Origin of the sequence: Streptomyces sp. NPDC093097, from assembly GCF_044754325.1 — a bacterium.
GTDB lineage: Bacteria > Actinomycetota > Actinomycetes > Streptomycetales > Streptomycetaceae > Streptomyces.
This window is the reverse complement of sequence record NZ_JBIVOW010000013.1, coordinates 181,014-203,468: the sequence shown is the minus strand read 5'-3', so window position 1 is coordinate 203,468 and position 22,455 is coordinate 181,014. Positions and strand designations below refer to the sequence as shown.

At 69.9% G+C, this 22,455-nt stretch carries 24 protein-coding genes and 1 pseudogene; 16 read left to right on the top strand and 9 right to left on the bottom strand.

The features are described from left to right. Nucleotides 1-260 precede the first annotated feature (260 nt). Nucleotides 261-989 (bottom strand): helix-turn-helix domain-containing protein, encoded by a 729-nt coding sequence (locus tag ACIQE0_RS23065; RefSeq protein WP_402335219.1) that lies wholly within the window; start codon nucleotides 987-989, stop codon nucleotides 261-263. 301 nt (nucleotides 990-1,290) lie between these two features. Between ACIQE0_RS23065 and ACIQE0_RS23060 the strand changes: the two genes are divergently transcribed. Further along, nucleotides 1,291-2,280 (top strand): Acg family FMN-binding oxidoreductase, encoded by a 990-nt coding sequence (locus ACIQE0_RS23060; protein ID WP_402335217.1) that lies wholly within the window; start codon nucleotides 1,291-1,293, stop codon nucleotides 2,278-2,280. 85 nt (nucleotides 2,281-2,365) lie between these two features. Here the strand turns inward: ACIQE0_RS23060 and ACIQE0_RS23055 are convergent, their stop codons facing one another. Then, entirely contained in the window at nucleotides 2,366-4,630 is a 2,265-nt protein-coding gene (locus ACIQE0_RS23055; RefSeq protein WP_402335214.1) for a heavy metal translocating P-type ATPase, read from the bottom strand. A 490-nt stretch (nucleotides 4,631-5,120) separates the two neighbouring features. Here ACIQE0_RS23055 and ACIQE0_RS23050 point away from each other — a divergent pair, with 490 nt between their 5' ends. Further along, complete coding sequence (locus ACIQE0_RS23050; RefSeq protein ID WP_402335211.1) at nucleotides 5,121-5,990, top strand: universal stress protein; 870 nt, start codon at nucleotides 5,121-5,123, stop codon at nucleotides 5,988-5,990. A gap of 93 nt (nucleotides 5,991-6,083) precedes the next feature. On the opposite strand, the gene ACIQE0_RS23045 is transcribed toward ACIQE0_RS23050, so the two are convergent. Next, nucleotides 6,084-6,458, bottom strand: coding sequence for an ArsR/SmtB family transcription factor (locus ACIQE0_RS23045; RefSeq protein ID WP_402335208.1), 375 nt, complete (start codon nucleotides 6,456-6,458; stop codon nucleotides 6,084-6,086). Between the two features lie 230 nt (nucleotides 6,459-6,688). Between ACIQE0_RS23045 and ACIQE0_RS23040 the strand changes: the two genes are divergently transcribed. The 4 genes and pseudogenes from ACIQE0_RS23040 (at nucleotide 6,689) to ACIQE0_RS23025 (ending at nucleotide 11,213) form a co-directional block, all read left to right on the top strand. Then, nucleotides 6,689-8,092, top strand: a complete 1,404-nt coding sequence (locus tag ACIQE0_RS23040) for an NAD(P)-binding domain-containing protein (protein WP_402335205.1) — start codon at nucleotides 6,689-6,691, stop codon at nucleotides 8,090-8,092. Further along, nucleotides 8,089-8,517, top strand: a pseudogene (locus ACIQE0_RS23035) (MFS transporter); the annotation flags it as partial. The gene ACIQE0_RS23040 and the pseudogene ACIQE0_RS23035, both read left to right, overlap by 4 nt. A gap of 7 nt (nucleotides 8,518-8,524) precedes the next feature. Continuing rightward, nucleotides 8,525-9,232: a hypothetical protein gene (locus tag ACIQE0_RS23030; RefSeq protein ID WP_402335202.1), complete on the top strand. Its 708-nt coding sequence runs from the start codon at nucleotides 8,525-8,527 to the stop codon at nucleotides 9,230-9,232. A 580-nt stretch (nucleotides 9,233-9,812) separates the two neighbouring features. After that, a complete protein-coding gene (locus ACIQE0_RS23025; RefSeq protein WP_402335199.1) occupies nucleotides 9,813-11,213 on the top strand; it encodes an isopeptide-forming domain-containing fimbrial protein in 1,401 nt (466 codons plus the stop codon). 179 nt (nucleotides 11,214-11,392) lie between these two features. Here the strand turns inward: ACIQE0_RS23025 and ACIQE0_RS23020 are convergent, their stop codons facing one another. From ACIQE0_RS23020 to ACIQE0_RS22995, 6 genes are all read right to left on the bottom strand, one after another. After that, on the bottom strand, nucleotides 11,393-11,587 hold the full coding sequence (locus ACIQE0_RS23020; protein WP_366329419.1) for a hypothetical protein: 195 nt from the start codon (nucleotides 11,585-11,587) through the stop codon (nucleotides 11,393-11,395). Nucleotides 11,588-12,047: 460 nt separating this feature from the next. Continuing rightward, a complete protein-coding gene (locus ACIQE0_RS23015) occupies nucleotides 12,048-12,896 on the bottom strand; it encodes a helix-turn-helix domain-containing protein (RefSeq protein ID WP_402335194.1) in 849 nt (282 codons plus the stop codon). 11 nt (nucleotides 12,897-12,907) lie between these two features. Beyond that, nucleotides 12,908-13,426 carry a DUF6879 family protein gene (locus ACIQE0_RS23010; RefSeq protein WP_402335191.1) on the bottom strand — a complete coding sequence of 173 codons (519 nt, stop codon included), beginning with the start codon at nucleotides 13,424-13,426 and terminating at the stop codon, nucleotides 12,908-12,910. Then, nucleotides 13,407-13,670, bottom strand: a complete 264-nt coding sequence (locus ACIQE0_RS23005; RefSeq protein ID WP_384096021.1) for a hypothetical protein — start codon at nucleotides 13,668-13,670, stop codon at nucleotides 13,407-13,409. The genes ACIQE0_RS23010 and ACIQE0_RS23005 overlap by 20 nt, the downstream gene beginning before the upstream one ends. Nucleotides 13,671-13,840: 170 nt before the next feature. Next, nucleotides 13,841-14,041 carry a hypothetical protein gene (locus ACIQE0_RS23000; protein WP_402335188.1) on the bottom strand — a complete coding sequence of 67 codons (201 nt, stop codon included), beginning with the start codon at nucleotides 14,039-14,041 and terminating at the stop codon, nucleotides 13,841-13,843. 97 nt (nucleotides 14,042-14,138) lie between these two features. Next, nucleotides 14,139-14,351: a hypothetical protein gene (locus ACIQE0_RS22995; protein WP_402335186.1), complete on the bottom strand. Its 213-nt coding sequence runs from the start codon at nucleotides 14,349-14,351 to the stop codon at nucleotides 14,139-14,141. Between the two features lie 85 nt (nucleotides 14,352-14,436). On the opposite strand from ACIQE0_RS22995, the gene ACIQE0_RS22990 reads away from it, so the two are divergent. The 10 genes from ACIQE0_RS22990 (at nucleotide 14,437) to mdlC (ending at nucleotide 22,451) form a co-directional block, all read left to right on the top strand. Further along, nucleotides 14,437-15,288 (top strand): Scr1 family TA system antitoxin-like transcriptional regulator, encoded by an 852-nt coding sequence (locus tag ACIQE0_RS22990; RefSeq protein ID WP_402335340.1) that lies wholly within the window; start codon nucleotides 14,437-14,439, stop codon nucleotides 15,286-15,288. Continuing rightward, complete coding sequence (locus tag ACIQE0_RS22985; RefSeq protein WP_402335183.1) at nucleotides 15,285-15,497, top strand: DUF397 domain-containing protein; 213 nt, start codon at nucleotides 15,285-15,287, stop codon at nucleotides 15,495-15,497. Before ACIQE0_RS22990 ends, ACIQE0_RS22985 begins: the two co-directional genes overlap by 4 nt. Before the next feature lie 72 nt (nucleotides 15,498-15,569). After that, nucleotides 15,570-15,782 carry a DUF397 domain-containing protein gene (locus ACIQE0_RS22980; protein WP_402335180.1) on the top strand — a complete coding sequence of 71 codons (213 nt, stop codon included), beginning with the start codon at nucleotides 15,570-15,572 and terminating at the stop codon, nucleotides 15,780-15,782. A 477-nt stretch (nucleotides 15,783-16,259) separates the two neighbouring features. Next, nucleotides 16,260-16,769, top strand: a complete 510-nt coding sequence (locus ACIQE0_RS22975) for a DUF2231 domain-containing protein (RefSeq protein WP_402335176.1) — start codon at nucleotides 16,260-16,262, stop codon at nucleotides 16,767-16,769. A gap of 376 nt (nucleotides 16,770-17,145) precedes the next feature. Continuing rightward, on the top strand, nucleotides 17,146-17,700 hold the full coding sequence (locus tag ACIQE0_RS22970) for a 2'-5' RNA ligase family protein (RefSeq protein WP_402335173.1): 555 nt from the start codon (nucleotides 17,146-17,148) through the stop codon (nucleotides 17,698-17,700). Between the two features lie 14 nt (nucleotides 17,701-17,714). Next, the gene (locus ACIQE0_RS22965; protein WP_366329434.1) at nucleotides 17,715-18,065 is read left to right on the top strand and encodes a hypothetical protein; all 351 of its coding nucleotides are present in this window, start codon (nucleotides 17,715-17,717) and stop codon (nucleotides 18,063-18,065) included. A gap of 228 nt (nucleotides 18,066-18,293) precedes the next feature. Next, entirely contained in the window at nucleotides 18,294-19,259 is a 966-nt protein-coding gene (locus ACIQE0_RS22960) for an ABC transporter substrate-binding protein (RefSeq protein ID WP_402335170.1), read from the top strand. Continuing rightward, the gene (locus tag ACIQE0_RS22955) at nucleotides 19,256-20,041 is read left to right on the top strand and encodes an ABC transporter permease (protein WP_402335167.1); all 786 of its coding nucleotides are present in this window, start codon (nucleotides 19,256-19,258) and stop codon (nucleotides 20,039-20,041) included. Before ACIQE0_RS22960 ends, ACIQE0_RS22955 begins: the two co-directional genes overlap by 4 nt. After that, the gene (locus ACIQE0_RS22950) at nucleotides 20,038-20,847 is read left to right on the top strand and encodes an ABC transporter permease (protein ID WP_402335165.1); all 810 of its coding nucleotides are present in this window, start codon (nucleotides 20,038-20,040) and stop codon (nucleotides 20,845-20,847) included. The genes ACIQE0_RS22955 and ACIQE0_RS22950 overlap by 4 nt, the downstream gene beginning before the upstream one ends. Beyond that, nucleotides 20,844-22,451, top strand: coding sequence for a benzoylformate decarboxylase (mdlC, locus tag ACIQE0_RS22945; RefSeq protein ID WP_402335162.1), 1,608 nt, complete (start codon nucleotides 20,844-20,846; stop codon nucleotides 22,449-22,451). The genes ACIQE0_RS22950 and mdlC overlap by 4 nt, the downstream gene beginning before the upstream one ends. Nucleotides 22,452-22,455 lie beyond the last annotated feature (4 nt).

Sequence of the window (22,455 nt, the reverse complement as noted above, 5' to 3'; positions counted from 1 at the left end):
GTCGAAGGTGTGCCGGAGCCGCGACCGCGACCTGATCGCCGCTGTGCGCCTGCACCGTCCGCGCCTCCTGCGCACCGGTGCCCTGTGCCGAACGTGGCACGGACGCCGGCAGCGGGCCATGGGGCGAGTCGACCGGATCAGGGGCCGTCCGGCCCATGGGGGAGGGACCGGACGGAACGCGCCTTCGCCCCCGCCGCACGGGATTTCACCCAAAGTGACAACACGGAGACGGACACGTCGCGGGCCGCCGCGGCCGGGCCTCACGCGTGCGAACGGCGCCTGGCGCCTCCGGCCGTCCGCATCGGCGCCCCGGGAATGCGGAGGCGCCGGCCGCTGAGACGGGTCGGCCGGATGGTGATCCACTGATGCCGCCCACTGCCCACCCAAGGAGCCGAGTACGCCTGCTCCTCGTACGTACGGGCTTCGTGGAAGCCGGTGACCGCCTCGGCCGGCCCCACGGCCAGCACGCTCCAGCCCTGGCTGAACGCCTCGTCGAGGTGGTCCACCTCCAGCGCGGCCTCGTGCCCGGCAGCCGCGGCCGGACCGGAGCCCGCCCGGGTGCGGTAGACGATCACCTCGTCGACGACGGAGTAGTTGACGGGGAAGACCGCGGGAGCGCCGTCGACGGTGACGGCCACCCTGCCCACGCCGTGCGTGGAGAGCAACTCCCGGCATTCGGCCAGTCCGAGCGTGAGCACCTCGGGACGGGCACCGGCCCGGCCGAAGCCCGCCGGGAGGTCGGCGGTACCACCGGTCAACTCCGCGACCGTGGTGTGGAGCGCACCGGCCAGGCGCAGCAGAAACCCGATGCTCGGTTCGGCCGCGTGCTCCTCGACGTACTGCAGATAGCCGGGCGACGCGGCGGCCCGCGCCGCGACCTCCTCCCGGGTCAGCCCCAGCTGCTGCCGGCGCAGCGCGATACGCCGCCCCAGATCGCTGCCCGGCCGCCCCGGCCCGGCGCCGAATCCGGATGCCCGGTCGTCGGTCATCACGTACACATCCTCGTCATCAGCCCACCTGCCGTGCGGTGCTCCCGCACCGGCTCCTTCCACCGCGGCTGCCCGCGCCGCGGCCGCCCCTCCAGCGTGGACGGACCGGCGTACGATGCGACATGAGCCACTCGGCCCCATTCAGGCAGCCAGCCGTCCCCCGCGGGCCGACCGGCATCGGTGCCAGGGCCCTATGGCCCCTGACACCGACGGCGGCGCCCCGCGACGCTGTAGGGGACCCTGCCGAACCCACCGCCCGTGCCCTCATCGCGCACGGTCCGATACGCCCGGGAGGCCCCCGGTGCTCAGCCACCCCACTCTCGACGACACGGCCGTCGCCTCGCTGGTGGCCGACGCCACCACCGCGCCCTCGATGCACAACGCCCAGCCGTGGCGCTTCGCGTACTCCCGGGCGACGCGCACCCTGCATCTCTTCGCCGACCTCGACCGCGCGATGCCCCTGGCCGACCCCACCACCCGCGCACTCCACCTCGGCTGCGGCGCCGCCCTGCTGAACCTCCGCGCCGCCGCGGCGCACGCCGGCCACCACACCGTCACCACGCTGCTACCGGACCCCCACACCCCCACGCTCCTGGCCTCCGTACGGCTCGACGTGCCGCCCGAACCCCTGGAGACGGGCCTGGCCGAACTCTCCGACGCGATCCCCGACCGGCACACCAGCCGCCGGCCCTTCTCCGAGCGACAGATCCCGAACACCCTCCGCATCGCCCTCGTCGCGGCCGCGGCCAGCGAAGGGGCCCGACTGGCGTTCCTGACCACCCCGCACCGCGAAACGGTGCTCGACCTCCTCCTGCACGCCGAGGACTACAACCGCATGGACGACGGCCGCGCGGCCGAACAACGCAAGTGGACCCACGACACCTCCGCCACAGCCACCGAGGGCATCCCGGAGAACGCCTTCGGCCCCCTCAAACGCCGCGGCGCCGCCCCGACACGGGACTTCGCCGGCCGGCACCCGGTCCCCGGACGCACCTACGCCGACTTCGAGGAACAGCCCCAACTGGCCTCCCTGAGCACCAGCCACGACGGCCCGATCGACTGGCTCCGCGCCGGCCAGGCACTCGAACGCATCCTGCTCCTCGCCACCCGCCACGGACTCGCCAGCTCCTTCGCCACCCAGGCACTGGAATGGCCCGACCTGCGCTGGCTGCTGCGCGACCCCCTCGTGGGCACCGGCCACGTCCAGATGATCCTGCGCCTGGGCTACGGCCCCCACGGGCCGAGCACACCGCGCCGCCCGGTCGACGAGGTCCTGACGATCACGCCATGAGCACCAGGGCACCAACCAGGGTCGGACACCGGGAAGTTCGGCCACCCGCCCCTCCGGCCACCGACGCACCGCACGAGGACGGACCTCAGGGGGAGAGCGAGAAGTAACTCTCCTCCTCCTGACTGAAGTGGAGCCGCAGCACGGTGTGCAGCCCGTACAACGACGCCCGAAGATCGTCGAGTTGCTCCGGCAGCAGGGCCCCCGCAGCGTCGGCGAGGGTCAGATGCGTGGCGATGCGACCGGCGAGCCGCTCGATCTCGGTGTGCGCACGACTCATCGTCTCCGTTGCGTCCGGACCACCGAGCCGCTCGTTGAGCGCGGGATAGAGCTGGTGCTCCTCGGCGAACTCATGCGGCAGCAACTCCTCGGTGAGCAGCCGGTCGACACGGTGCACGGCATCCAGGGCATCCGGACCGGCATCGGAGGAGAGCAGATGCGCCGCGTCGCGGATGGCGTCCACGACGCCGCGCAGATCCTCGTGTTCGGCGGCGAAACGCTCGATGAGCCGCTCGGCCTCCGGTTCGAGGGGCGGCCCGCCCGTTCCGGGGGCCGGCAGCAGCACCCGCAGGGCGTTGAGGATGGCAACCACGTCGATGCCCTCCTGCAACAACGCACCGGCAGCCGGCGGCAACCACCCCAGCAGCGCCGCGGCCATCGCCACCAGCGACAACGCCATCCCCCCGGCCGCACTCTGCACCGCGATCCGCCGGGCCCGCACGGCGAGATCCATCGCATCGGCGAGCCGGGCGACCCGGTCGGTGGTGAGCACGATGTCGGCCGCCGCGGACGCGGAGGTGGCGCCGCGCGCCCCCATGGCGACACCGACGTCGGCGGCTGCCAGGGCCGGAGCGTCGTTGATGCCGTCACCGGCCATCACGGTGACGGCACGACCGCTCTCCTCCCGCACGGCCCGGACCTTGTCGGCAGGCAGCTGCCCGGCGGCGACCTCGTCCAGCCCCAGGACCATCCCGACCTGGCGGGCCGGTTCCGGACGGTCCCCGGTGAGCAGCAGCAGCCTGCGCAACCCCGCCCTCCGCAACCGCCGGACGGTGTGCGGAGCGTCCCGGCGGAGGGGATCGTGCAGTAGAAGGGCACCGGTGAGTGTGCCGTCGACGGTGACCCAGACCACCGTGGCCCCGTCGAGAAGCGCGCGGTTGTCCACGGTCCGGGCCCAGCCGGGCAGTTGCCCCGAGGGCAGGTCCGCCTTCCCGACGGAGACCCGACGCCCGTCGACGGTGCCGGTGGGACCGCGTCCGGGCTCCTCGGTCACCTCGCCGGGCAGCGACAGGTCCAGGCCGCGATGGCGCGCCTCCCGGGTGATCGCCTCGGCCAGGATGTGCACCGAGACCTGATCGAGGGAGGCCGCCAGCCGCAGCACATCGGTGGGGGAGAGGCCACCAGGAGCGGCGGTCACCTCCAGTACCCGCGGCCGGCCCGCCGTGAGCGTCCCGGTCTTGTCGATCACCAAGGTGCGGGCCCGCCCCAGGTTCTCCAGCGCCCGGCCGTCCCGCACCACCACACCCCGACGCGCCGCCCGCGACATCCCGGAGACCACGGCCACCGGCACGGCCAGCAGCAGCGGGCACGGGGTCGCCACCACCAGCACGGCCACCGCCCGCACCGGATCCCCGCTCATCGCCCACGCCACCCCCGCCAGCCCCAGCGCCAGCGGCAGAAACCACGCGGCGTACCGCTCGGCGAGACGCACCGCCGGCGCCTTCTCGGCACCCGCCTCCCGGGCCAGCCGAACGATCTCCGCATAGGTGCTGTCCCGCGCGGTCGCCGTCGCCGTCACATCGAAGGCCCCGCCGGCGTTCACCACACCACTGCGCACCTCGTCGCCCGCATCCCGCGCCACGTGCGCCGCTTCCCCGGTGAGCGCCGACTCGTCCAGAACCGCCGTGCCCGCCCTGACCGTTCCGTCGACCGGCACCACCTCACCGGGCCCGATCACGAGCACATCGCCCACCGCGACCGCGTCCAAGGACACCGAGACGATCTCCTCGCCACGACGGCGCCGCGCCGAACGCGGCGCACGCTCCAGCAGGGCCCGCAGATCACGCGAGGCCCGACGCCCCGCAGCGGCCTCCAGCGTCCGCCCGGTCGCCAACATCACGCCGACCAGCGCCCCGGCGAGGTACTCGCCCACCAGCAGCGTCCCGGCAAGCGCCAGCACCGCGATCAGGTCGACCCCCAACCGGCCCTTCCGCAGCGCCCCGACGACCCAGACCACGGCCGGAACGAGCGCGACCACCGTGCCACCCGCCCAGCAGGCATCCGCGAACTCCCGGTGACCGACCAGCCACCCGACCCCACCGGCGACCAGCGCGGCCGTCGTCGCGATCAGCAACAGCGGATCGAGCAGAGGCCAGGCAGCCGCGCCTCCCGGCGCCTGATCCCCTCCCCGGTCCCCGGCACTCCGCACGGCAGCCTCCGGTCCTGCCAGGGGCACCCCCGCGGCGACCCCGGCGTCGAGCCCGTGTCTCGGCACAACGGCCGTATGGCCTCCAGACCAGCACGGTCTTCGGCCGCCCGCCAGTGCTGGACGGGCCGTCGCCCGGCGCCCACGTCGTCCACCCGCTCAGGCAGCCACCACGAGCGCCTCAAGCGCCGACAGCTCCGGCCCTCACGCGGCAGACACGGCCGACCAGTTGGGAGACCGCAGAGCCCGCCCCCCCCCACACACGCAGACCGGGACCGTTCACATGGGGTCATCGCCCCTGTCGCGCCGGTCCCACGGCAACGGCACGCTGGAAGAGACGGAAAGAGAAGAGACAGGCAGGGGACGGGAAGGAAACGCCCGGCCCACTCCGACGCGCGGAAAGAGGGAGGCAACGGCCATGGAACACGTCGTCACGGTGGGCCTCGACGGTTCGGACGAGAGCCTGGCCGCCGCCCACTGGGCCGCCGAGGAGGCCGACCGCCGCAAGGCGACGCTGCACCTGCTGCATGCCTGGCCCATGCTCGCCCCCGAGGCAGTCGGGACACCCCCCGAAACAGATCAGAACTACTGGGCGAAGCTGATCGTGCACAACGCACACACCGAACTCCGCGAGCACCACCCCGACCTCCGCATCGTCGAGGACCTGGTCGCGTCGGACGCCACAAGCGCCCTGCTCAACGCCGCCCAGCAGGTCCGACTCCTGGTGCTCGGATCACGCGGCCTCTCCCACGCCGCCAGCTTCTTCCTGGGCGACACCAGCATGGACGTCGTCGCCCAGGCCGCATGCCCGGTCGCCCTGGTGCGCGCCGACACCGGACCCTCCCCGGATGCCGCACCCCGTACAGCGGAAGTGGTGGTGGGGGTCAGCCTGCACGGGCCGTGCGAGGACCTGCTGGAGTTCGCCTTCACAACCGCCGCCTCGCGCGAGGTGCCCCTGCGCGCCGTCCATGGACGAAGCCTGCCGGCCGCCGCCTATGTGCCGTGGGCCATGGCTCCGCAGGCCCTTGAGAAGGTCACGGCGGACGCCCAGAAGGAACTGGGCGACGCACTGCGCCCGTGGCGCAAAAAGTTCACCGGGGTGCGGGTGGTCGAGGACGTACAGCTGGAGAGCCCCGCCCGGACCGTCGTGGACGCGGCGTCGGCCGCCGACCTGCTCATGATCGGACGACGCAGGCACCGTCATGCCCTGGCACCCCGGTTGGGCAATGTCGCCTATGCCGCGGCACACCATGCACCGTGCCCGGTCGTCGTCGTTCCCCACGACTGAAACGGTCCGCGACGGGCCAACCCGCCGTGCCACGTTGCAACTTGGCGCGCTGCTCTGGCAGACGAGCGGGGCGCACTGTTGCAGGAAAGGCTTTCAGCCGGCGGTCGACAGGCCCAGCAGCTTGCCCATGGCCGCCAGGACTGACGGCTCAACCCGGTAGTACACCCAGGTGCCGCGCCGCTCGGAGGTCAGCAGCCCGGCCTCTTTGAGCTTCTTCAAGTGGTGGGAGACGGTCGGCTGGGAGACGCCGACGTCGGAGATGTCGCATACGCACGCCTCGCCGTCCTCGTGGGAAGCCACGGCAGAGAACAGGCGCACCCGCACCGGGTCGCCCAACGCCTTGAACATCCGCGCGGCCGTCTCGGCCTCCTCCACGGTGAACGGCCGCTCGGTGAGGGGCGGGCAGCATGGCGTCACGGCATCGGCGATCTCGGGCTCGATCAGCGGCAACGCCTTGGTGTTCGACATGTGTCTATGTTGACATAAGTCGAACCAGGGCGGCGAGGGCTGCTCGCCGCCCCCTGTCGCGACGGGGCGTACCCGGCGGCCGGCCCAACTGCCTGCCGTCGATCGCCGCCGCGTCGACGTGTTCCATCGACCCCTTGATTTGATATGCGTCTATGTTGACGAGCGTCGAAATGGCTGTGATGCTGACAGTGCAACCCATCGACAGATGTCAAAACACGCAAGGAGTCGCCGTGAACGTGCCCCCCACCGCCGAGCTGCCCGTCGTTGTGATCGGTGCCGGGCCCGTTGGTCTGGCCGCTGCCGCCAACCTGCTCGACCGCGGCATCGAGCCATTGGTGCTGGAGGCCGGTCCGGCTGCCGGTGCGGCGGTGCGGGAGTGGTCGCACCTGCTTCTGTTCTCCACCTGGAGCGAGGTCACCGATCCCGCTGCGGAGAAGCTGCTCGCGCCGACCGGCTGGACCAGGCCCGACCCGGCGATCTACCCCTCGGGCGGGGACTGGGTCGAGCAGTATCTCCAGCCGCTCGCCGACGTCCTTGACGACCGGGTCCGCACCGGTGCCCGGGTGACCGGCGTTTCCCGCGTCGGCCGCGACCGGATCGTGGACGCCGACCGGGAGGCCCAGCCCTTCGTCGTCCACGTCGCCTACGCCGACGGCCGTGAAGAGCGCCTCTTCGCCCGCGCGGTGATCGACGCCTCCGGCACCTGGACCACGCCCAGCCCGGCCGGCGGCAGCGGTCTGCCCGCCCTCGGCGAGCGCGCGGCGGCCGACCGCGTCACCTACCGCGTCCCCGACCTCAAGGACCAGTCCGTACGGGCCCGTTACGCAGGCAAGCGCACCGCAGTCATCGGCTCCGGTGCCTCCGCCTTCACCGCGCTCGCCTACCTCGCCGATCTGGCCAAGGCCGACGACGGTGCCGGCACGAAGGCGGTGTGGATTCTGCGTCGCGGTATCTCCGGCTCCACCTTCGGCGGCGGCACCGCCGACCAGCTCCCCGCCCGAGGCGCCCTCGGCCTCGCCGCGAAGGCCGCCGTCGACGACGGACACGCGGACGCGGTCACCGGCTTCCGCGCCGATGCGATCGAACGCGACGGTGACGGCCGCCTGGTCCTCGTCGCCGAAGACGGCCGACGGCTGGAGCCGGTCGACGAGGTGATCGTGCTGACCGGTTTCCGCCCCGACTTGTCCTTCCTCTCCGAGATCCGTCTGCACTTGGACGAACGTCTCCAGGCCCCGGCCGCACTTGCGTCGCTGATCGACCCCAACCAGCACTCCTGCGGCACCGTCTACCCGCACGGCCACCGCGAACTCGCCCACCCCGAACAGGGCGTCTACCTGGTCGGCATGAAGTCCTACGGCCGCGCCCCGACCTTCCTCGCCATGACCGGCTACGAGCAGGTCCGCTCCGTCGCCGCCGCAATCGCCGGCGACCTCGAAGCCGCCGACAAGGTCGAGCTCACCCTCCCCGAAACCGGAGTCTGCGGCGGCGCCGGCCTCTTCGACGCCCCCGAGGCCGACCAGAACGGTGGGGGCTGCTGCGCAACCACGCCCGCGCCCGTCCAGATCGGCAGCACCCCGGCAGCCGAACAAGCCGCAGACACCACGCAGCCGGCCAGCGGCGGCTGCTGCGGATGACCGACGCCGTCACCCGCAACGCCGGGGCCGCGACCGGAGCTGGGAACCGGCCGCGGCCCCGTGCCGTCCTGCCCGCACTGTGCGTCACGCAGATCACCAGCTGGGGCGTCGTCTACTACGCCTTCCCGGTCTTGAACCCGCAGATCACCGCTGAAACGGGATGGTCGACAGGTACGACCACGGCCGCCTTCTCCGCAGCGCTGCTGGTCTCCGCCGTGGTCGGGATACGCGTCGGTCGCATCATCGACCACCGCGGGCCGCGCACCGTGATGACGACTGGCTCGATCCTCGGCACGCTCAGCCTCCTGATCGTGGCCGCCGCCCCCAACATCGCCGTCTTCACGGTGGGATGGCTGCTCGCCGGACTCGCCATGGCCTCCACCTTCTACCAGCCGGCATTCGCTGCCCTGACTCGATGGTGGGCACGGTGCCGTGGGCGCCCTCGTCTGCGGACTGATCCTGGGGTTCGCGTACGCGGGTGGAGCGGACGAGCCGTCGGACGAACCCCTGCGGTTCGCGGACGCCATACGGGAGTTCCGACGACGGCTCGCGCCCCGACTGGCGATCGGGTTCGCGGGCGGGTTCGGAGGCGGGCTCGTCTTCTGGTTCGCGGTCACGCTCGTGTTCGGCCTCGCAGGCGGAGTCCCGGGCGGATTCACGGCCCTGCTGACGGACTCACTCAAGACCGGGATCGAGAGCGGCCTCGGCTACGGCCTCATTCTCGGGCTCACGTACGGCCTGGCCGGCGCCCTCGCCCGCCCGGTCCCCGTCACATCCGCCGTCAGCCCCTCCGCCCTGCTGAAGACCGACCGCAAGGCAGTGGCCCACCAGTTGCTCGTGAACACGCTGATCTTCGGCCTGGTGGGAGGGATCTTCTACGGCCTCCGGGGGGACTACTTGGACTGGCTCGTGTTCGTCGTCACGGGCGGTCTGGGCATCGGCCTCGCCTACGCCTTCAGCTTGACCGCTTGGGGCCACTGGGTGATCCTGGCCCGTATCTGGCTGCCGCTCACCGGCCACCTACCCAGAAACCCGGCCGCTTTCCTCAAGGAAGCCCACCGCAGAGGCGTACTGCGCCAGGTCGGCGCCGTGTACCAGTTCCGGCACGTCCGGCTCCAAGGCCGTCTGACCGAGAAGTGACACTACGGCAGTTCAGGTACCGAAGCGCGCAGCGCCGACGTAAGCCTCAGAGTCGCGATCAGACCGTGCCGGTCGTCTCCACCACGTCGATGCCCGCGGGCGTCCTGGTGTGCGTCAGCATGAGCTTCCTCCCTCCTGCGAGGGCGACGGCGCTTGCACCGAGACCGACGTCGTATGGCGCCACGGACCCGGCGTTCCGCCCTGGCCTTCCATTATTTCGCTCTCACCCACGGTGCCAGGGGCGTCAACCTCGTTGGTGAGCGATTCACCCTGAGCAACACGACGGCAGGACGTACAACGAAGGTTTTCGGCCACGACAGGCGTGGGCGGGAGACAGACGCGAGACGCGTGTGAAGGGAGCGCCGCGCCGACGGCGGCACGGGGGACGACGCGGGCGCGAGCTGTCCGAAGGGCGGGTTCCGCAATCCTGCCGCGCACGGTTGGCCGGTCCCCATCGTCCGTCGCTTTACGCGTTCACGCGAATGCGTTGTGCTGCTGGGTGTTTCGGCTCCGCCGCGGCACGCAGTGGCCGGCCGATCGGCGGCGCATTCCAGCGGCGTCACGTTCGAGGGGGACAACCATGACCACACCTCCCGCTCCGCTCCGAGTTTCCCTGGTCAACGGCAGCTTCGAACAACCCACCGTCACCGGCGTGGAGATCCTGCCGGACTCCTCACAGACACAGGCACCCAAACGCGTCCCGGGCTGGCTCACCACCGCCTCCGACCACATGATCGAACTGTGGCAGACGGGCTTCAACGGTGTTCCGTCAGCCGACGGCGTCCAGTTCGCCGAGCTCAACGCCAACCAGGTCTCCACCCTCTACCAGGATCTGCCGACCACGCCCGGAACGAAACTGTACTGGCGCCTGTACCACCGCGGCCGCCTCGGCAGCGACACCATGGCGCTGGACATCGGCGCGCCCGGCGCCACGGTGGAGCAGCGGCGGATGACCGACGGCAACACCGCCTGGGGCTACTACACCGGCACCTACATCGTCCCGGCGGGCCAGACACTGACGCGCTTCGCCTTCCGCTCCGTCTCCGCGGCCGGCGGCAACCGCAGCATCGGCAACTTCCTGGACGGCATCTTCTTCGGCACCGCTCCCTACGTGGTGCTCACCAAGACCGCTGTCCCCGCGGGGCCGTTGGACGTGGGCGACGCCGTCACCTACCGCATCACCGCCCAGAACGAGGGCGGCGGCGCTGCCGACAACCTTGTCCTCACCGACGCCATCCCGGCAGGCACGACGTATCTGCCCGGCTCCCTGCACATCGTCGACGGCCCCAACGCCGGAGCGAAGACCGACGCGCAGGGCGACGACCAGGCGTACTACGACGCCGGGGCGAACAAGGTCGTCTTCAACCTCGGCAACGGCGCCACTGCCGCGGGCGGCGGCAGCCTCCCCAGCACCGAGACCCTGCCGGCGGGGACCACGGTGGAATACCGGGTCACCATCGACCGGGCCAGCGGCGGCAAACAGATCAGCAACACCGCAACCGCCACCTACGAGAACCGGCTCAGCGGCACGCCGGAGCCCCTGACGTCCACCTCCAACGAGCAGATCACAGACGTCAAACCGGCCGCCGACCTGGTCGCGACGAAGTCGGCCGACGCGACCACCGTCACCGTCGGCCAGACCGTCACCTACCGCGTCGCCGTGCACAACGCCGGCCCGAACGACGCCACCGGCGTCACCGTCACCGACCAACTCCCCGACGGCCTCGCCTTCCTGTCCGCCGACGCCACCTCCGGAAGCTACGACCCGGCCACCGGGACATGGACCGTGGGCGACCTGGCCGAAGGCGCCACCGCCACCCTCGTCCTGCGGGCCAAGGCCACCAAGGCCGGCATGGTCACCAACACCGCGACGGCCACCGGCAACGAAAAGGACCCCGACCCCACCAACAACACCGACACCGTCGCCGTCTGCGTCGAACCGGCCCGCTCCTGCTGCGACCCCTGCGCCACGCAGATGTAGCCCAGGCACACGCCCCCAGGCCGTTGCCGACAACCGCCCCCGGTACGCCCCCTGTTGGGGACACGACCGGGGCGCGGTCACGACCTCGCACAGCGATGGCGAACCGACGGCCGCAATCCGGGGGCCATCAGGCATCCGAACGGTCATTGGTCGGGAGCCGTGGCCCCGGCCGTCAGCGCCTACTTCTGGTCTCCGTCGCTGGGCTGCGGCGCGGGATCGCGGGGTGCCTCTGGCGGCATGGGCCCGCCGTCGTGCTTCCCACCGTCGTCCTCGGCGACGACCACCAGGTCCGCCGGGTGCCGGAACGGGATGCCGGGCCACCCTTCAGCGTCACGCAGGCGCTTCTCGATCGTGTCGACCTCTACTGCGCTCATCTCTCAACCTCCTCTTTCACGAGGGGCCGTGCCGCCGTACCGTCGAAGGCACGGCCCGAAGGTCCGCAGGTTTCTGCGGTTGGGTCACCCGCCCCGGCTGCTCGACTGTCCAGGTTTCCGCCGCCGGGGCGGGAGTCTTATGCGCCGTTCATCCACACCGTTTCCTGGTGCCCACGGCGGTGGTTCCGAATGCCGCGCGCTGCGGCGCAAGCGGTCTTCCAGTCGCCGGCGTTCCTCCCCCGGTCCCGTTTCTCGGCCCGCGTCGCGCATTCCTCGCAGCCGGGGACCGGCGACCCCTCCAGGAGCCAAGGCTCCAGGGGGAGTTCAATGGGGTTTTGGCTGTACCGGATGGGGGTGGTCATGCCGTCTCCGCGGGGTGCCTGGGCGTCGTGTGGGTGACTGACACGCTAGGAAGGCCGGCGGGACCTCGCCCAGTCGATTGCACTCGATTGCAGGCGGATCACCCAAGCGAGCGGATTGCCGCGTTGATCAGCCGGCGGGCCTTGGGTCCGTATACCGCGATATCGGCCAGTGTGGCGAACGTTTCGGCATACGCGCGTACCTCAGTCGGCTGGGTGAGCGTGAGGTATCCCGAGACGAGTTCGACGTTGACTTGGGCTTTGTCGTAGATCCAGAAGCCTTCGACGGGCATCCGGGGCCGACCGGTTCGCATGGGGACCACTCCCAAGCTGATATTGGGCAATGCGCCGGCCGTGAGCAGGTGTTCCAGTTGCTCAACTTGCGTATCGACACTGCCAAGGCTGGTCCGCAGGACCGACTCCTCCACCAGGAACGCAAATGTCGCGGAGCCTTCGTACAGCACTCGTTGACGCTCCATCCGCACGGCAACGGCATCGGCGACGTCGTCCACGGTGACGCGCCGGCGTTGGACTGCGCGTAGCACGTCTTCGGTGTAGCGGTGGGTTTGGAGTAGTCCTGGCACAAGCCAGGAGGAGTAGGCGCGGAACCAGCGGGTTCGTTCGAACAGGGGGTGGACGGATTCTTGAGCGCGTCGTAGCCCGTCGCGTTCCATCCGGCGCCATTCGATCCACATGCCTTCGACGGCCCGGAGGGAGGCGACCAGGTCATCGATTTGGTCTTCCCGGGCGCATGCGCGGCACCAGGCGCGAATGTCGTCAGCGGTCGGCGATGTCTTGGCGTTGACTATCCGAGAGACTCTGGACGGGTGCCAGCCGCAGGCCGCGGCGAGTTGCTTGCCTTCGAGCCCGGCGTCCTTGCACATCTCCCGAAGGCGGTCTGCAAGGACTTTCCGGGCTTCTTGAACGTTGGAGGCTCCAGGTGTCGGCATGGTGCGGGTAGTCAGGCCGGTTTGTATTCCTCGTGTGGGGTAGCTCGCTGCCAGATCGCCTCGAAGGCCGCCCGCACCTGTTCGACGACGGGGGCGTCGGTACGCCACTCCCGATCAACTACGTTGCCGGTGCCGGAGAAGTAGGTGAAGAGGACGGCGGTCTCGTCGATCATCCAGAGGTCTGTTCCGGGGAGGACGAGGTCGGCGGCCTGACGGCGGGGCAGCCATCGGACCAGTTCGCCGGCCGCGACGTTGGCGAAGGTCATGTCATGCTCGTACCGGATGTAGTCGGTCACCGGTTCGTTGATGACGCGGGCTCGTCGCATGACGACTCCGCGGGCTGTCGTCTCCGTCACAAGATCTCGCCAAGTCCCCCACCATTCCGGCAACGTGTCGGGGTCTCCCTCGTACCTGTGACCCGCCCGCCACCGTGCGAACTCCGGGTCATCCGGGGTGTACATATCGCGCATCTCCAGGTGCACAGCGGAGTGGCGCGCTTTGGCGATCCCTTCACGTACGGGGTACTTCACTGTGCTGGTCCTCCGGTTGGGGGATGTGCTTCAGCATCACGGCGGGGAGTCGGATGATTGTCTCGTGATCCGGCACGTTCGTGGAGTGACCGGGGATGGATCCGATTTCCTGGCATGCCTTCACCTCCTCCTCCGTGGCCTTGTAGGACTGGATGAGCAGGTCCCCGGTGTCGTCGTCCATCCAGATTGTGGGTGAGTCGTCAACGGGTGTGTTCGGGATGATCCCCAGGAAGCGTAGCTGCATGCGTGTCTCCCTCTGTCGATGCGATTGCAGTCGATTGCACGACCATCGCGCTATTGGCATGGGCCGTCAAGAGTGCTCTTCGGACATCAGGAAGCCCCGCTGCCCGCCCCGGCTGGCCTGCGGTGGTCGGGGGTGTTGGCGGTCGAAAGCGCGGCGTTGCCCTTCGCGACTCAACTTAACGTCGGCGGGTGGGCCGGCGCGTGGGCGATGAGAGTTACGCCGTCCTTCTCGCAGTTCCACACCGTGGGCGCGACATGCTCTATGTCGTGCCCGCCGAAAGGGCAGTTGACGGGTTGGTCGTCCAAGCCGGCGGTGTCCGGTGCGGGTCCGGTCGGCTGGTCGGCGATGATGCGCGCTAGCAGGCGGTGCATGGTCGTCCTCGGCCGTCAGTCTTCTTCCCGCTGTTCGGGCCCTCCGACTGCTGGTTGCGCTTGTTGTTCTTCTGGCTCACGTCGTCGGTGGTGCCGCTCATTTCCGTGCCGCCTTCACCATGCGGGTGACGCGGGCGGTCTGGCTCGGCGTGAGCAACGGGGGAGCGACCCGCGTCACCTTAAAGCCGTCGTCCTCGTTCAACTGCACAGTGCTGGGAGGGGCGTTGATGCCCGCTTCTTTGAGTGCGGCGTCGAGCTTCGCTGCTTCTTCGGCGCACGCCGAGTAGGGCGTGCGGGCAGGACTGGTCATGGAGCTCTCCTTGCCTCTCCGTAGCGATTCGCTACCGAGAGCACCCAGCGTGGCCTGCAGTCACGTTGTCTTCAACGTTCCAGAAATGGAGGGCACATTGGTAAACGTGAAGGAGCTGAACCCGGACTCCTCGCCCCAAGCGGCCTATGGCGCACGTTTGCGCAGCGCGCGGGAGGCGCGCGGATGGATTCAGGACGAGTTGGCCGAGCGTGTGGGTTACTCGGGCAGGCATATTTCGGCCGTCGAAACCGGACGCAAGCCGCCAACTCCACGATTTTCGCGGAGTGTAGACACCGTCTTTGGACTCTCTGGAACTGCCGGATCGTTCGAACGCGCGTTGGGGGAGATCCGGAACGGCAGTCTGCTGGAGGGCTTCCCGGAGTACTTGGGGCAGGAGGCCCGCGCGGCAGAGATCCGGTTGTTTGATGTAGGGGTGATTCCCGGATTGCTCCAGACGCCGGAGTACGCAAGAGCCATCGAAGAAGGCCACGTGAAGCGGGGCACGCTCAGCCCCGAACAAGCCGATGACCGCGTCTCGTTCCTGGCAGAACGGCAAGCAACTTTGGTGAGTCATACCCCTCCCGTGGTGATCGCGGTCTTGGACGAGAGCTGCATCCGACGGCCGATCGGAGGGGCTGAAGTCATGGAGCGTCAGTTGGCCCGTCTGATCGAGTTCGCCGACCAGCCGGACACTGTCCTTCAGTTGGCCCCTTTCTCCATAGGCGAGCGCCGCCCGTTCAACCGGCTGGTGAATCTCCTGACCCTGTCGGACCGCTCCGTCATGTCCTACGTTGAGTCCGAGACCAACGGGCACTTGGACAGGGAGAGGACATCCGTCGTGCCACTGGTGAGGGCCTACCATCAGCTACAGGCCGAAGCGCTTTCCCAGGCCGAATCAGTGGCCATGATCGAGCAGGCACGAAAGGGCACCCCGTGACGATCGACTCCCTCCCCCTCAACTGGTTCAAGTCCTCCTACAGCGGCAGCGGTGGTTCTTGTATAGAGGTCGCCGCAGGCCTCGTGGCCTCGCATGGCGTGGTCCCGGTCCGTGACAGTAAGGACCCGCACGGACCTACCTTCGTCGTCTCGACCAGGTCCTTCTGCGCTTTCGTCTCGGCCGTCAAGAGCGGGATGTTCTCCGACTGACCCTGGAGCACGTCACAAGCGCAGCAGACCGGCCTCCTTCACCGTGATCGAGCAGGCACGAAAGGGCACCCCGTGACGATCGACTCCCTCCCCCTCAACTGGTTCAAGTCCTCCTACAGCGGCAATGGTGGTTCTTGCATAGAGGTCGCCGCAGACCTTGTGGCCTCGCGCGGCGTGGTCCCGGTCCGTGACAGTAAGGACCCGCACGGACCTACCTTCGCTGTCTCCACCAGGTCCTTCTGCGCGTTCGTCTCGGCCGTCAAGAACGGGACGTTCTCCAGCTGACCCTGGAGCACGTCACAAGCGCAGCGGAACGGCCCCCTTCACCGTGATCGTGAAGGGGGCCGTTGGTGTCGGGCGGCGAGGTGGGCGGCCACCCTCAGCGCATCGCCCAGGCCGGCCGCAGGACCGGTCAGCTTCCGGGCCGGCAACAGTTCGTGGCCACGGTTCGCCACGTCGCTCTCCGGAAGGCCGTCCCGGTCCGTCAACTTCTCACCGGGTAAGGAGATTCCTCGCCCCGGAGCAGTTCACGGAACTGGATCTGGCCGTAGGTCGCCGCCCACCGGGCCATGGCCGGCAGTAGGCGGTTCCGGTACTGACTACCTGTCAACTTTTCGGCCCGCAGAGGCGACGAGTGTCCGGGCGGCTGGCAGGGCAGGCCCCCTCAGCGATCCCCCTGCACCGCATTGAGAGCAAATTGAGAAAGAGCCGTGCCAGGCTGACGCCCCCCACTATGCCCAAGGACGCTCAAGGAGCGCATAGATGAGTCTGATCAACGGCCTGCCCGCCCATGTCCTGCTGGTCCACGTGGTCGTCGTGCTGGTGCCGCTCGCTGCCGTGGCCCTGGCTCTGGCGGCACTGTGGCCGCGCGTCGCCCGTCGGTTGGGCCCACTGCTGCCACTGCTGGCCTTGGTCGCCCTCGTCAGCGTGCCGCTGACCACGGAGGCGGGCGATTGGCTGGAACACCACGTGGAGCGCAACGCCCTGGTGCACCAGCACACCGAGCTGGGTGACGGGCTGCTTCCGTGGGTCCTGGGCCTGTTCGTACTGGCCGTGGCCGTGTGGTGGGCAGGCAGGGGCACGCAGGCGGAGCCCGGGCAGGACGGCGGCTCGTTCCGCTTCGGCATGCCGGTGCGCGTTGTGCTGGGTCTGCTGTCGCTGGTCGTCGCCGTGGGTGCGGTCGTGGACGTCTACCGGATCGGTGACTCCGGGGCCAAGGCCGCCTGGCACGACGGCTTCTCGGCATCGGCGACGCAGCCGAAGGGCGAGTGACCCGCGCGGCCGGCCCGGACTTCCGGAAGTCGCGGCTGGGGCCGCTCACTTCCGCGACGGGAGGAGGCCGGGCCGGGCCGTCGCTCACTCGCGAGGTTGCCCAGCGGCGGCGGTGGACTTGCTCGTGCGGTGCCCCGTCCAGGGCGCCGCCCAGGCCCGGCCGCGAGCCGCATCAGCGTCCCGTAGCCGAAACGCCGGTCCGCCCCCTGCGCCCAGGTCCTCTCGGGGCAGCACCGGACGCCTGAACGGACGTCAACGTGCCTTGCCGGAAGCCGATGGTGCAATGCGGCTCCGGCATCGAGAAGGGGCATCGCGCCTGATGGCGGACGCATAAAGAGTGCCGTCGTCGGCCTCGGAGATGGCAACATGCCGTGCCATGGCAGATGACAGCGCGAGTGGGTTTCAGGCCGGCCGGACGGGGCTCATCGTCAGGATCCCGGAGGCGGAGCCGGCCGTCCGCGCATGGCGTGAACGGTTCGATCCGTCAGCCCGGGCAGGGGTTCCGGCACATGTCACGGTGCTCTTCCCGTTCCTCGACGAGAGCCGCATAGATGCACGCGTCCGCTCGGCACTCGCTGGTGTGCTTGGCGGTTACCACGCCTTTGACCTGCGGTTTGAGAGCTGTGGGCGGTTTCCGGGGGTGCTGTATGTGGTTCCTGGGCCGGATGCGCAGTTGCGGCGGCTCACCGAAGCGATCGCCGGCCGGTGGCCCGAAGCCCCTCCGTACGGAGGCCAGTTCACCGAGGCCGTGCCCCACCTGACCGTCGCCGATGGGCAGGACGATGACGTCCTGGACGAGATCGAGGCCGATCTGCTCGGCGAACTCCCTTTCACGTCCAGGGTTTCGTCGGTCGACCTCATGGTGCATGACGGCGCGAAGTGGGAATGGCGGGAGTCGTTTGCCCTCAGAGGAACCGGCGCGGCCGGCTGAACGTCATGCAGGGCATGCCTACCGTTCTCCTTCTTGGGTTCGACCCACACGCAGTGCCCGGTATGGACGGGGACGCCATGCGTGCGGTCCTGGACAAGGAAATGGCCCGCTTCGGTGAACATGCCATCGACGCGTCCATGGCGCTGGTCGCGCCGGACGAATCGGCCGAGTCCACGGTGGTCGCGGCGCTGTCCGGACGAGCCTGGGACGTCGTCGTCATCGGGGGCGGGATACGCAAGCCCGAAGCCGCGCTGACGTTCTTCGAGCAGGTCGTGAACCTGGTGCGGAAGCACGCACCCGGGGCCGCGATCGCGTTCAACACCAGCATCGGTGACAGCGTCGAGGCAGCCGAACGCTGGCTGTGAGCCCCGGCCCGCGGGAGGAACCGTCGTGGGCGCCTCATCAAGGCCGACGTCACGACGACCTGTCCCAGGCAGGGACGACACCAGATAGACCGCCGCTTCGTATGAGGTGGCGGTCTTGTCGTCTCTGGTAGCGATCCCGAGGAAGGCTCCGAGAGCGCCGCATCAGAATCAGTGAAGCGCCGCACGGGTGGTGGCGATCATCATCATCTCCCTGGTAAACAGGCGATTATGACGCTTCGTCAGTTATGGACGGGAACGGGGAAGGCGGCGGCAGCCGCGGCGGCCCTCGCGCTGCTGGCCACGGCCTGCGCGGGCGGGGACCCGCACGGAGCCGGGGACGGGAAGCAGATCACCGTGGCGGCCCTGCCGTTGACGGACTCCGCGGCGCTGTATCTCGCCCAGGACCGCGGCCTGTTCAAGAAGGAAGGGCTGAACGTCCGCATCCAGCCCGTACAACAGAGCATCCAGGCGCTGCCCGCCCTGGCCAAGGGCCAGGTCGACGTGATCGCGAGCGCGAACTATGTGACCTACGTGCAGGCGTACGAGAAGGGCACCCTCGACGTACGCATCCTCGCGGAGGGCGTACGGGCTGCACCGCACATGATGGATCTCCTGGTGCCGAAGGGCTCCGCCATCAAGAACGCGGCCGACCTCAAGGGCAAGAAGGTCGCGGTCAACATCCTCAACAACATCCAGACGCTGACCCTGAACGCGATTCTGGACAAGCAGGGGGCCGGTAGGCCCGTCTACCGGCAGATCGCGTTCCCCCAGATGGCGCCCGCCCTGGAGAAGGGCCAGGTCGACGCGGTGCACGTGGTCGAACCCTTCGACAGCGCGATCCAGGGCGACTTGCAGGCCCGGGTCCTGATCGACGGCGGCGCGTCCCCCGTCGAGTCGCTGCCCCTGAGCGGATACGTCACCACCGCGCAGTACGTGAAACAGCACCCCGACACCGCCGCCGCGTTCCGGCGCGCCATCGAGGCCGCGTCGAAGATCGCCACCCGGGACCCGTCGGCCGTGCGCAAGCAGCTGCCGAAGTACGCCAAGGTCTCCGCGGCGCAGGCCGAGTCGATCGGCCTGCCCGCCTATCCGACCATCACCGATCCGGACGCACTGCGTCGCCTCACTGAACTCATGCAGAAACAGGGGCTGTTGAAGAAGGCAGTGAACCCGACGGCACTGCTCGTCAAGTGAACCGGCGCAGCCGGCGGGACGTCGGGCTCGGCATCCTCGGCGTACTGCTCGCCCTCGGCGCGTGCGAGGCCGTGTCACGCGCGGGAATCGTCCACCGCACCTATCTGCCGCCCGCCTCCGACGTCCTGGCACGCGCCGTCCACCTGGCGGGGGACTCCGCGTTCCTCGACGGAATCGGCGCCACGGTGCGTGCCTGGGCCCTGGGGCTCGCCCTCGCCTGTGCGATCGCGGTACCGGTCGGCCTGCTGCTCGGCAGCGTGCCCGTCGTGGACGCCGCCGTGCGCGCGATCGTGGAGTTCCTGCGGCCGCTGCCGTCCGTGGCGCTGATCCCACTGGTGTCGCTGCTGCTCGGTGCCGGCACCGAGACCGAGGTCGCACTGATCACGTACGCCTCGGTGTGGCCGATCCTCTTCAACACGATGTACGGCCTCGGCGAGAGCGAGCCGCTGGCCAAGGACACGCTACGCGCCTTCGGCTTCGGGCGGACCGCGGTGCTGCTGCGCGTCGAACTGGCCGGTGCGGCACCGTTCATCGCCGCCGGCATCCGCATCTCGGCAGCCGTCGCCCTCATCCTGGCCGTGGCCACCGAGCTGCTGTCCGGGTTCGGCGAGGGCCTGGGCATCTTCATCGCGCAGGCCCAACTGGCCACGGACGGCACCCGGGACGTCCTCGCAGGCGTGGTGTGGACAGGGGCACTCGGCCTGGTCGTCAACGGCGTACTGGTATGGGGGGAACGACGGTTGTTCCCCTGGACGCCCGAGCGGCGAGCGGTGCGGACATGACGGCTCCACCGACAGCCGGCAGGGTGCGGCCCGCGCGCGGTCACCTGCTGCGCTGGCCGGTCCTGGCGCTTGCCGTCGGCGCCTGGGAACTGGCGGCCCGCACGCGCGGCAGCATCTTCTTCCCACCGCCGTCGCGCATCGCCCGGCACGCCTACGACCTGTGGTTCTCCGGCCCGGCGAGCCACCTGTTCCTCACCGACACCGCGTTCGACACCATCGGGCCGAGCCTTGGCCGGATGGCGGCCGGCTTCGCGCTCGCCGCCGTCGCCGGGATCACCCTCGGGACGGCCATCGGCCGCTCCCGGCGGGCCTACGCACTGTGCGATCCCGTGTTGCAGTTCGCACGCGCCGTCCCACCACCCGCCCTGGTCCCCGTCTTCGTCGTGCTCCTCGACTTCGGCACCCCGATGCAGATCGCCTCCATCGTGTTCAGCGCCGTATGGCCCCTCCTCGTCAACACCGCAGAAGGCGCCCGCAACACCGAACCACTGCGCCTGGAGGTCGCCGCCGTACTGCGACTCACCCCGGCCGAACGGCTCCGATACGTGATCCTGCCCTCCGCACTGCCCCGCATCTTCGCCGGACTGCGGCTCAGCCTGTCCCTCGCACTGATCCTCATGGTGTTCTCCGAGCTGCTGCCGGGTACCGAGAACGGCATCGGATTCCTGCTCACCGACGCCCAGTCACGTTCCGACCTGCTCACGGTCTGGGCGGTGCTGGCACTGCTCGGCACCCTGGGCCACCTGCTCAACACCGGCTTGCTGGCCATCGAGAGACGCCTGCTCGGCACAGGGAGGAAGACTTGACGACAACGGTCCTGGACGCGGTGGTCCGGCTGCTGCGCGACACCGGCATGACCACCGTGTTCGGCAACCCGGGCTCCACCGAACTGCGCATGTTCCGCAACTGGCCAGAGGACTTCACCTACGTCCTCGGCCTCCAGGAATCCTCGGCCGTGGCCATGGCCGCGGGCCACGCCCTGGGCACGGGGCGCGCCGCGTTCGTCAGCCTGCACTCCGCGGGCGGCGTCGGCCACGCGCTCGGCGCCGTCTTCAACGCGCACCGCGACCGGGTGCCGCTGGTGATCGTCGCCGGTCAGCAGGCGCGCTCCCTGCTCCAGCTGCGCCCGTTCCTCGGCGCCGACGAACCGGACCAGTTCCCACGCCCGTACGTGAAGTCCGCCCGCCAGCCGGCACGTGCCGCCGATGTGCCGGCCGTCCTCGCCGAGATGCACCGCATCGCCATGACCCCTCCGCGCGGGCCGGTCTTCGTCTCCGTCCCGGAGGACGACTGGGACCAGGCAGCCGAACCGGTCGAGCCCCGCACGGTGCACAGCGGATACACCGCCGACCCGGACGCCCTCGCCGCCCTCGCCGCCCGCCTCGACACCTGCGCACGGCCCGCACTGGTCATCGGCCCCGGCGTGGACGACGAAGCCGCCCTCCCCGAGGCCGTCGCACTGGCCGAGCGGATCCGCGCGGCGGTCTGGATCAGCCCGATGTCCGGCCGCTCCGGATTCCCCGAGTCACACCCGCACTTCCAGGGGTTCCTCCCACCGGTCGCGGGCCAGCTGGCCACCCGCCTGGAGCCGTACGACGTCGTGGTCTCACTCGGAGCACCCGTCTTCACCTACCACGTGGCCGACGACAGCCCCCCGCTGGCACCGGGCACCGAACTCTTCCACCTGGACTGCGACCCGGCCCAGGCACCATGGCTGCCCACAGGCACCAGCCTGGTCACCACACTGCGCCCCGCCCTCGCCCAACTCACCGCACTGGTCCGCCGGTCGGACCGCGAACCGCCACCGGCACGCAGGCAACCGGCGCCGGTGACCGCCGGCGAAGACCTCACATCCGAACTGGTCCTGGACCAACTGCACCGATGCCTTCCCCGCGACCGGGTACTCGTCGAGGAGACCCCCAGCCACCGGGACGCACTGCACGCACGCGTCCCGATCAACCTCTCGGGCGGATTCCTCACCACAGGCAGCGGCGCCCTCGGCTGGGGCCTGCCCCTGGCCGTCGGCCGCGCGCTCGCCGACCGGCGGCGGGTGGTGTGCGTACTGGGCGACGGCTCGGCGCTGTACTCCGTCCAGGCACTGTGGACGGCGGTCCGGCACCGGGCACCGGTCACCTTCATCGTGCTCGACAACGGCGGCTACGCGGCGGTCGGCGCACTCGGCCGCCGGATCGGCATCACGCCGGTACCCGGCACGGACATCGGCGACATCGACTTCACCGGGCTCGCCGCATCGCTCGGCTGCCAGGCAGACTACGCGGACCGCCCCGCCGACCTCGCCAGGGCCCTGGACCGCGCGGTGACCTCACTCGGCGACGACGACGGCCCCCACCTCCTCCACCTGCGCGTCACCGGCACCGAGGGCGTGCTCTACGAACCCTGGACCGGGTGACGGC

Coding starts and splice junctions, on each gene's coding strand:
- ACIQE0_RS23065 (WP_402335219.1), bottom strand. CDS start 989: ATGACCGACGACCGGGCATCCGGATTCGGCGCCGGGCCGGGGCGGCCG.
- ACIQE0_RS23050 (WP_402335211.1), top strand. CDS start 5,121: ATGGAACACGTCGTCACGGTGGGCCTCGACGGTTCGGACGAGAGCCTG.
- ACIQE0_RS23045 (WP_402335208.1), bottom strand. CDS start 6,458: ATGTCGAACACCAAGGCGTTGCCGCTGATCGAGCCCGAGATCGCCGAT.
- ACIQE0_RS23025 (WP_402335199.1), top strand. CDS start 9,813: ATGACCACACCTCCCGCTCCGCTCCGAGTTTCCCTGGTCAACGGCAGC.
- ACIQE0_RS23020 (WP_366329419.1), bottom strand. CDS start 11,587: ATGAGCGCAGTAGAGGTCGACACGATCGAGAAGCGCCTGCGTGACGCT.
- ACIQE0_RS23015 (WP_402335194.1), bottom strand. CDS start 12,896: ATGCCGACACCTGGAGCCTCCAACGTTCAAGAAGCCCGGAAAGTCCTT.
- ACIQE0_RS23005 (WP_384096021.1), bottom strand. CDS start 13,670: ATGCAGCTACGCTTCCTGGGGATCATCCCGAACACACCCGTTGACGAC.
- ACIQE0_RS23000 (WP_402335188.1), bottom strand. CDS start 14,041: ATGCACCGCCTGCTAGCGCGCATCATCGCCGACCAGCCGACCGGACCC.
- ACIQE0_RS22995 (WP_402335186.1), bottom strand. CDS start 14,351: ATGACCAGTCCTGCCCGCACGCCCTACTCGGCGTGCGCCGAAGAAGCA.
- ACIQE0_RS22990 (WP_402335340.1), top strand. CDS start 14,437: ATGGAGGGCACATTGGTAAACGTGAAGGAGCTGAACCCGGACTCCTCG.
- ACIQE0_RS22975 (WP_402335176.1), top strand. CDS start 16,260: ATGAGTCTGATCAACGGCCTGCCCGCCCATGTCCTGCTGGTCCACGTG.
- ACIQE0_RS22970 (WP_402335173.1), top strand. CDS start 17,146: ATGGCAGATGACAGCGCGAGTGGGTTTCAGGCCGGCCGGACGGGGCTC.
- ACIQE0_RS22965 (WP_366329434.1), top strand. CDS start 17,715: ATGCCTACCGTTCTCCTTCTTGGGTTCGACCCACACGCAGTGCCCGGT.
- ACIQE0_RS22960 (WP_402335170.1), top strand. CDS start 18,294: ATGACGCTTCGTCAGTTATGGACGGGAACGGGGAAGGCGGCGGCAGCC.
- ACIQE0_RS22950 (WP_402335165.1), top strand. CDS start 20,038: ATGACGGCTCCACCGACAGCCGGCAGGGTGCGGCCCGCGCGCGGTCAC.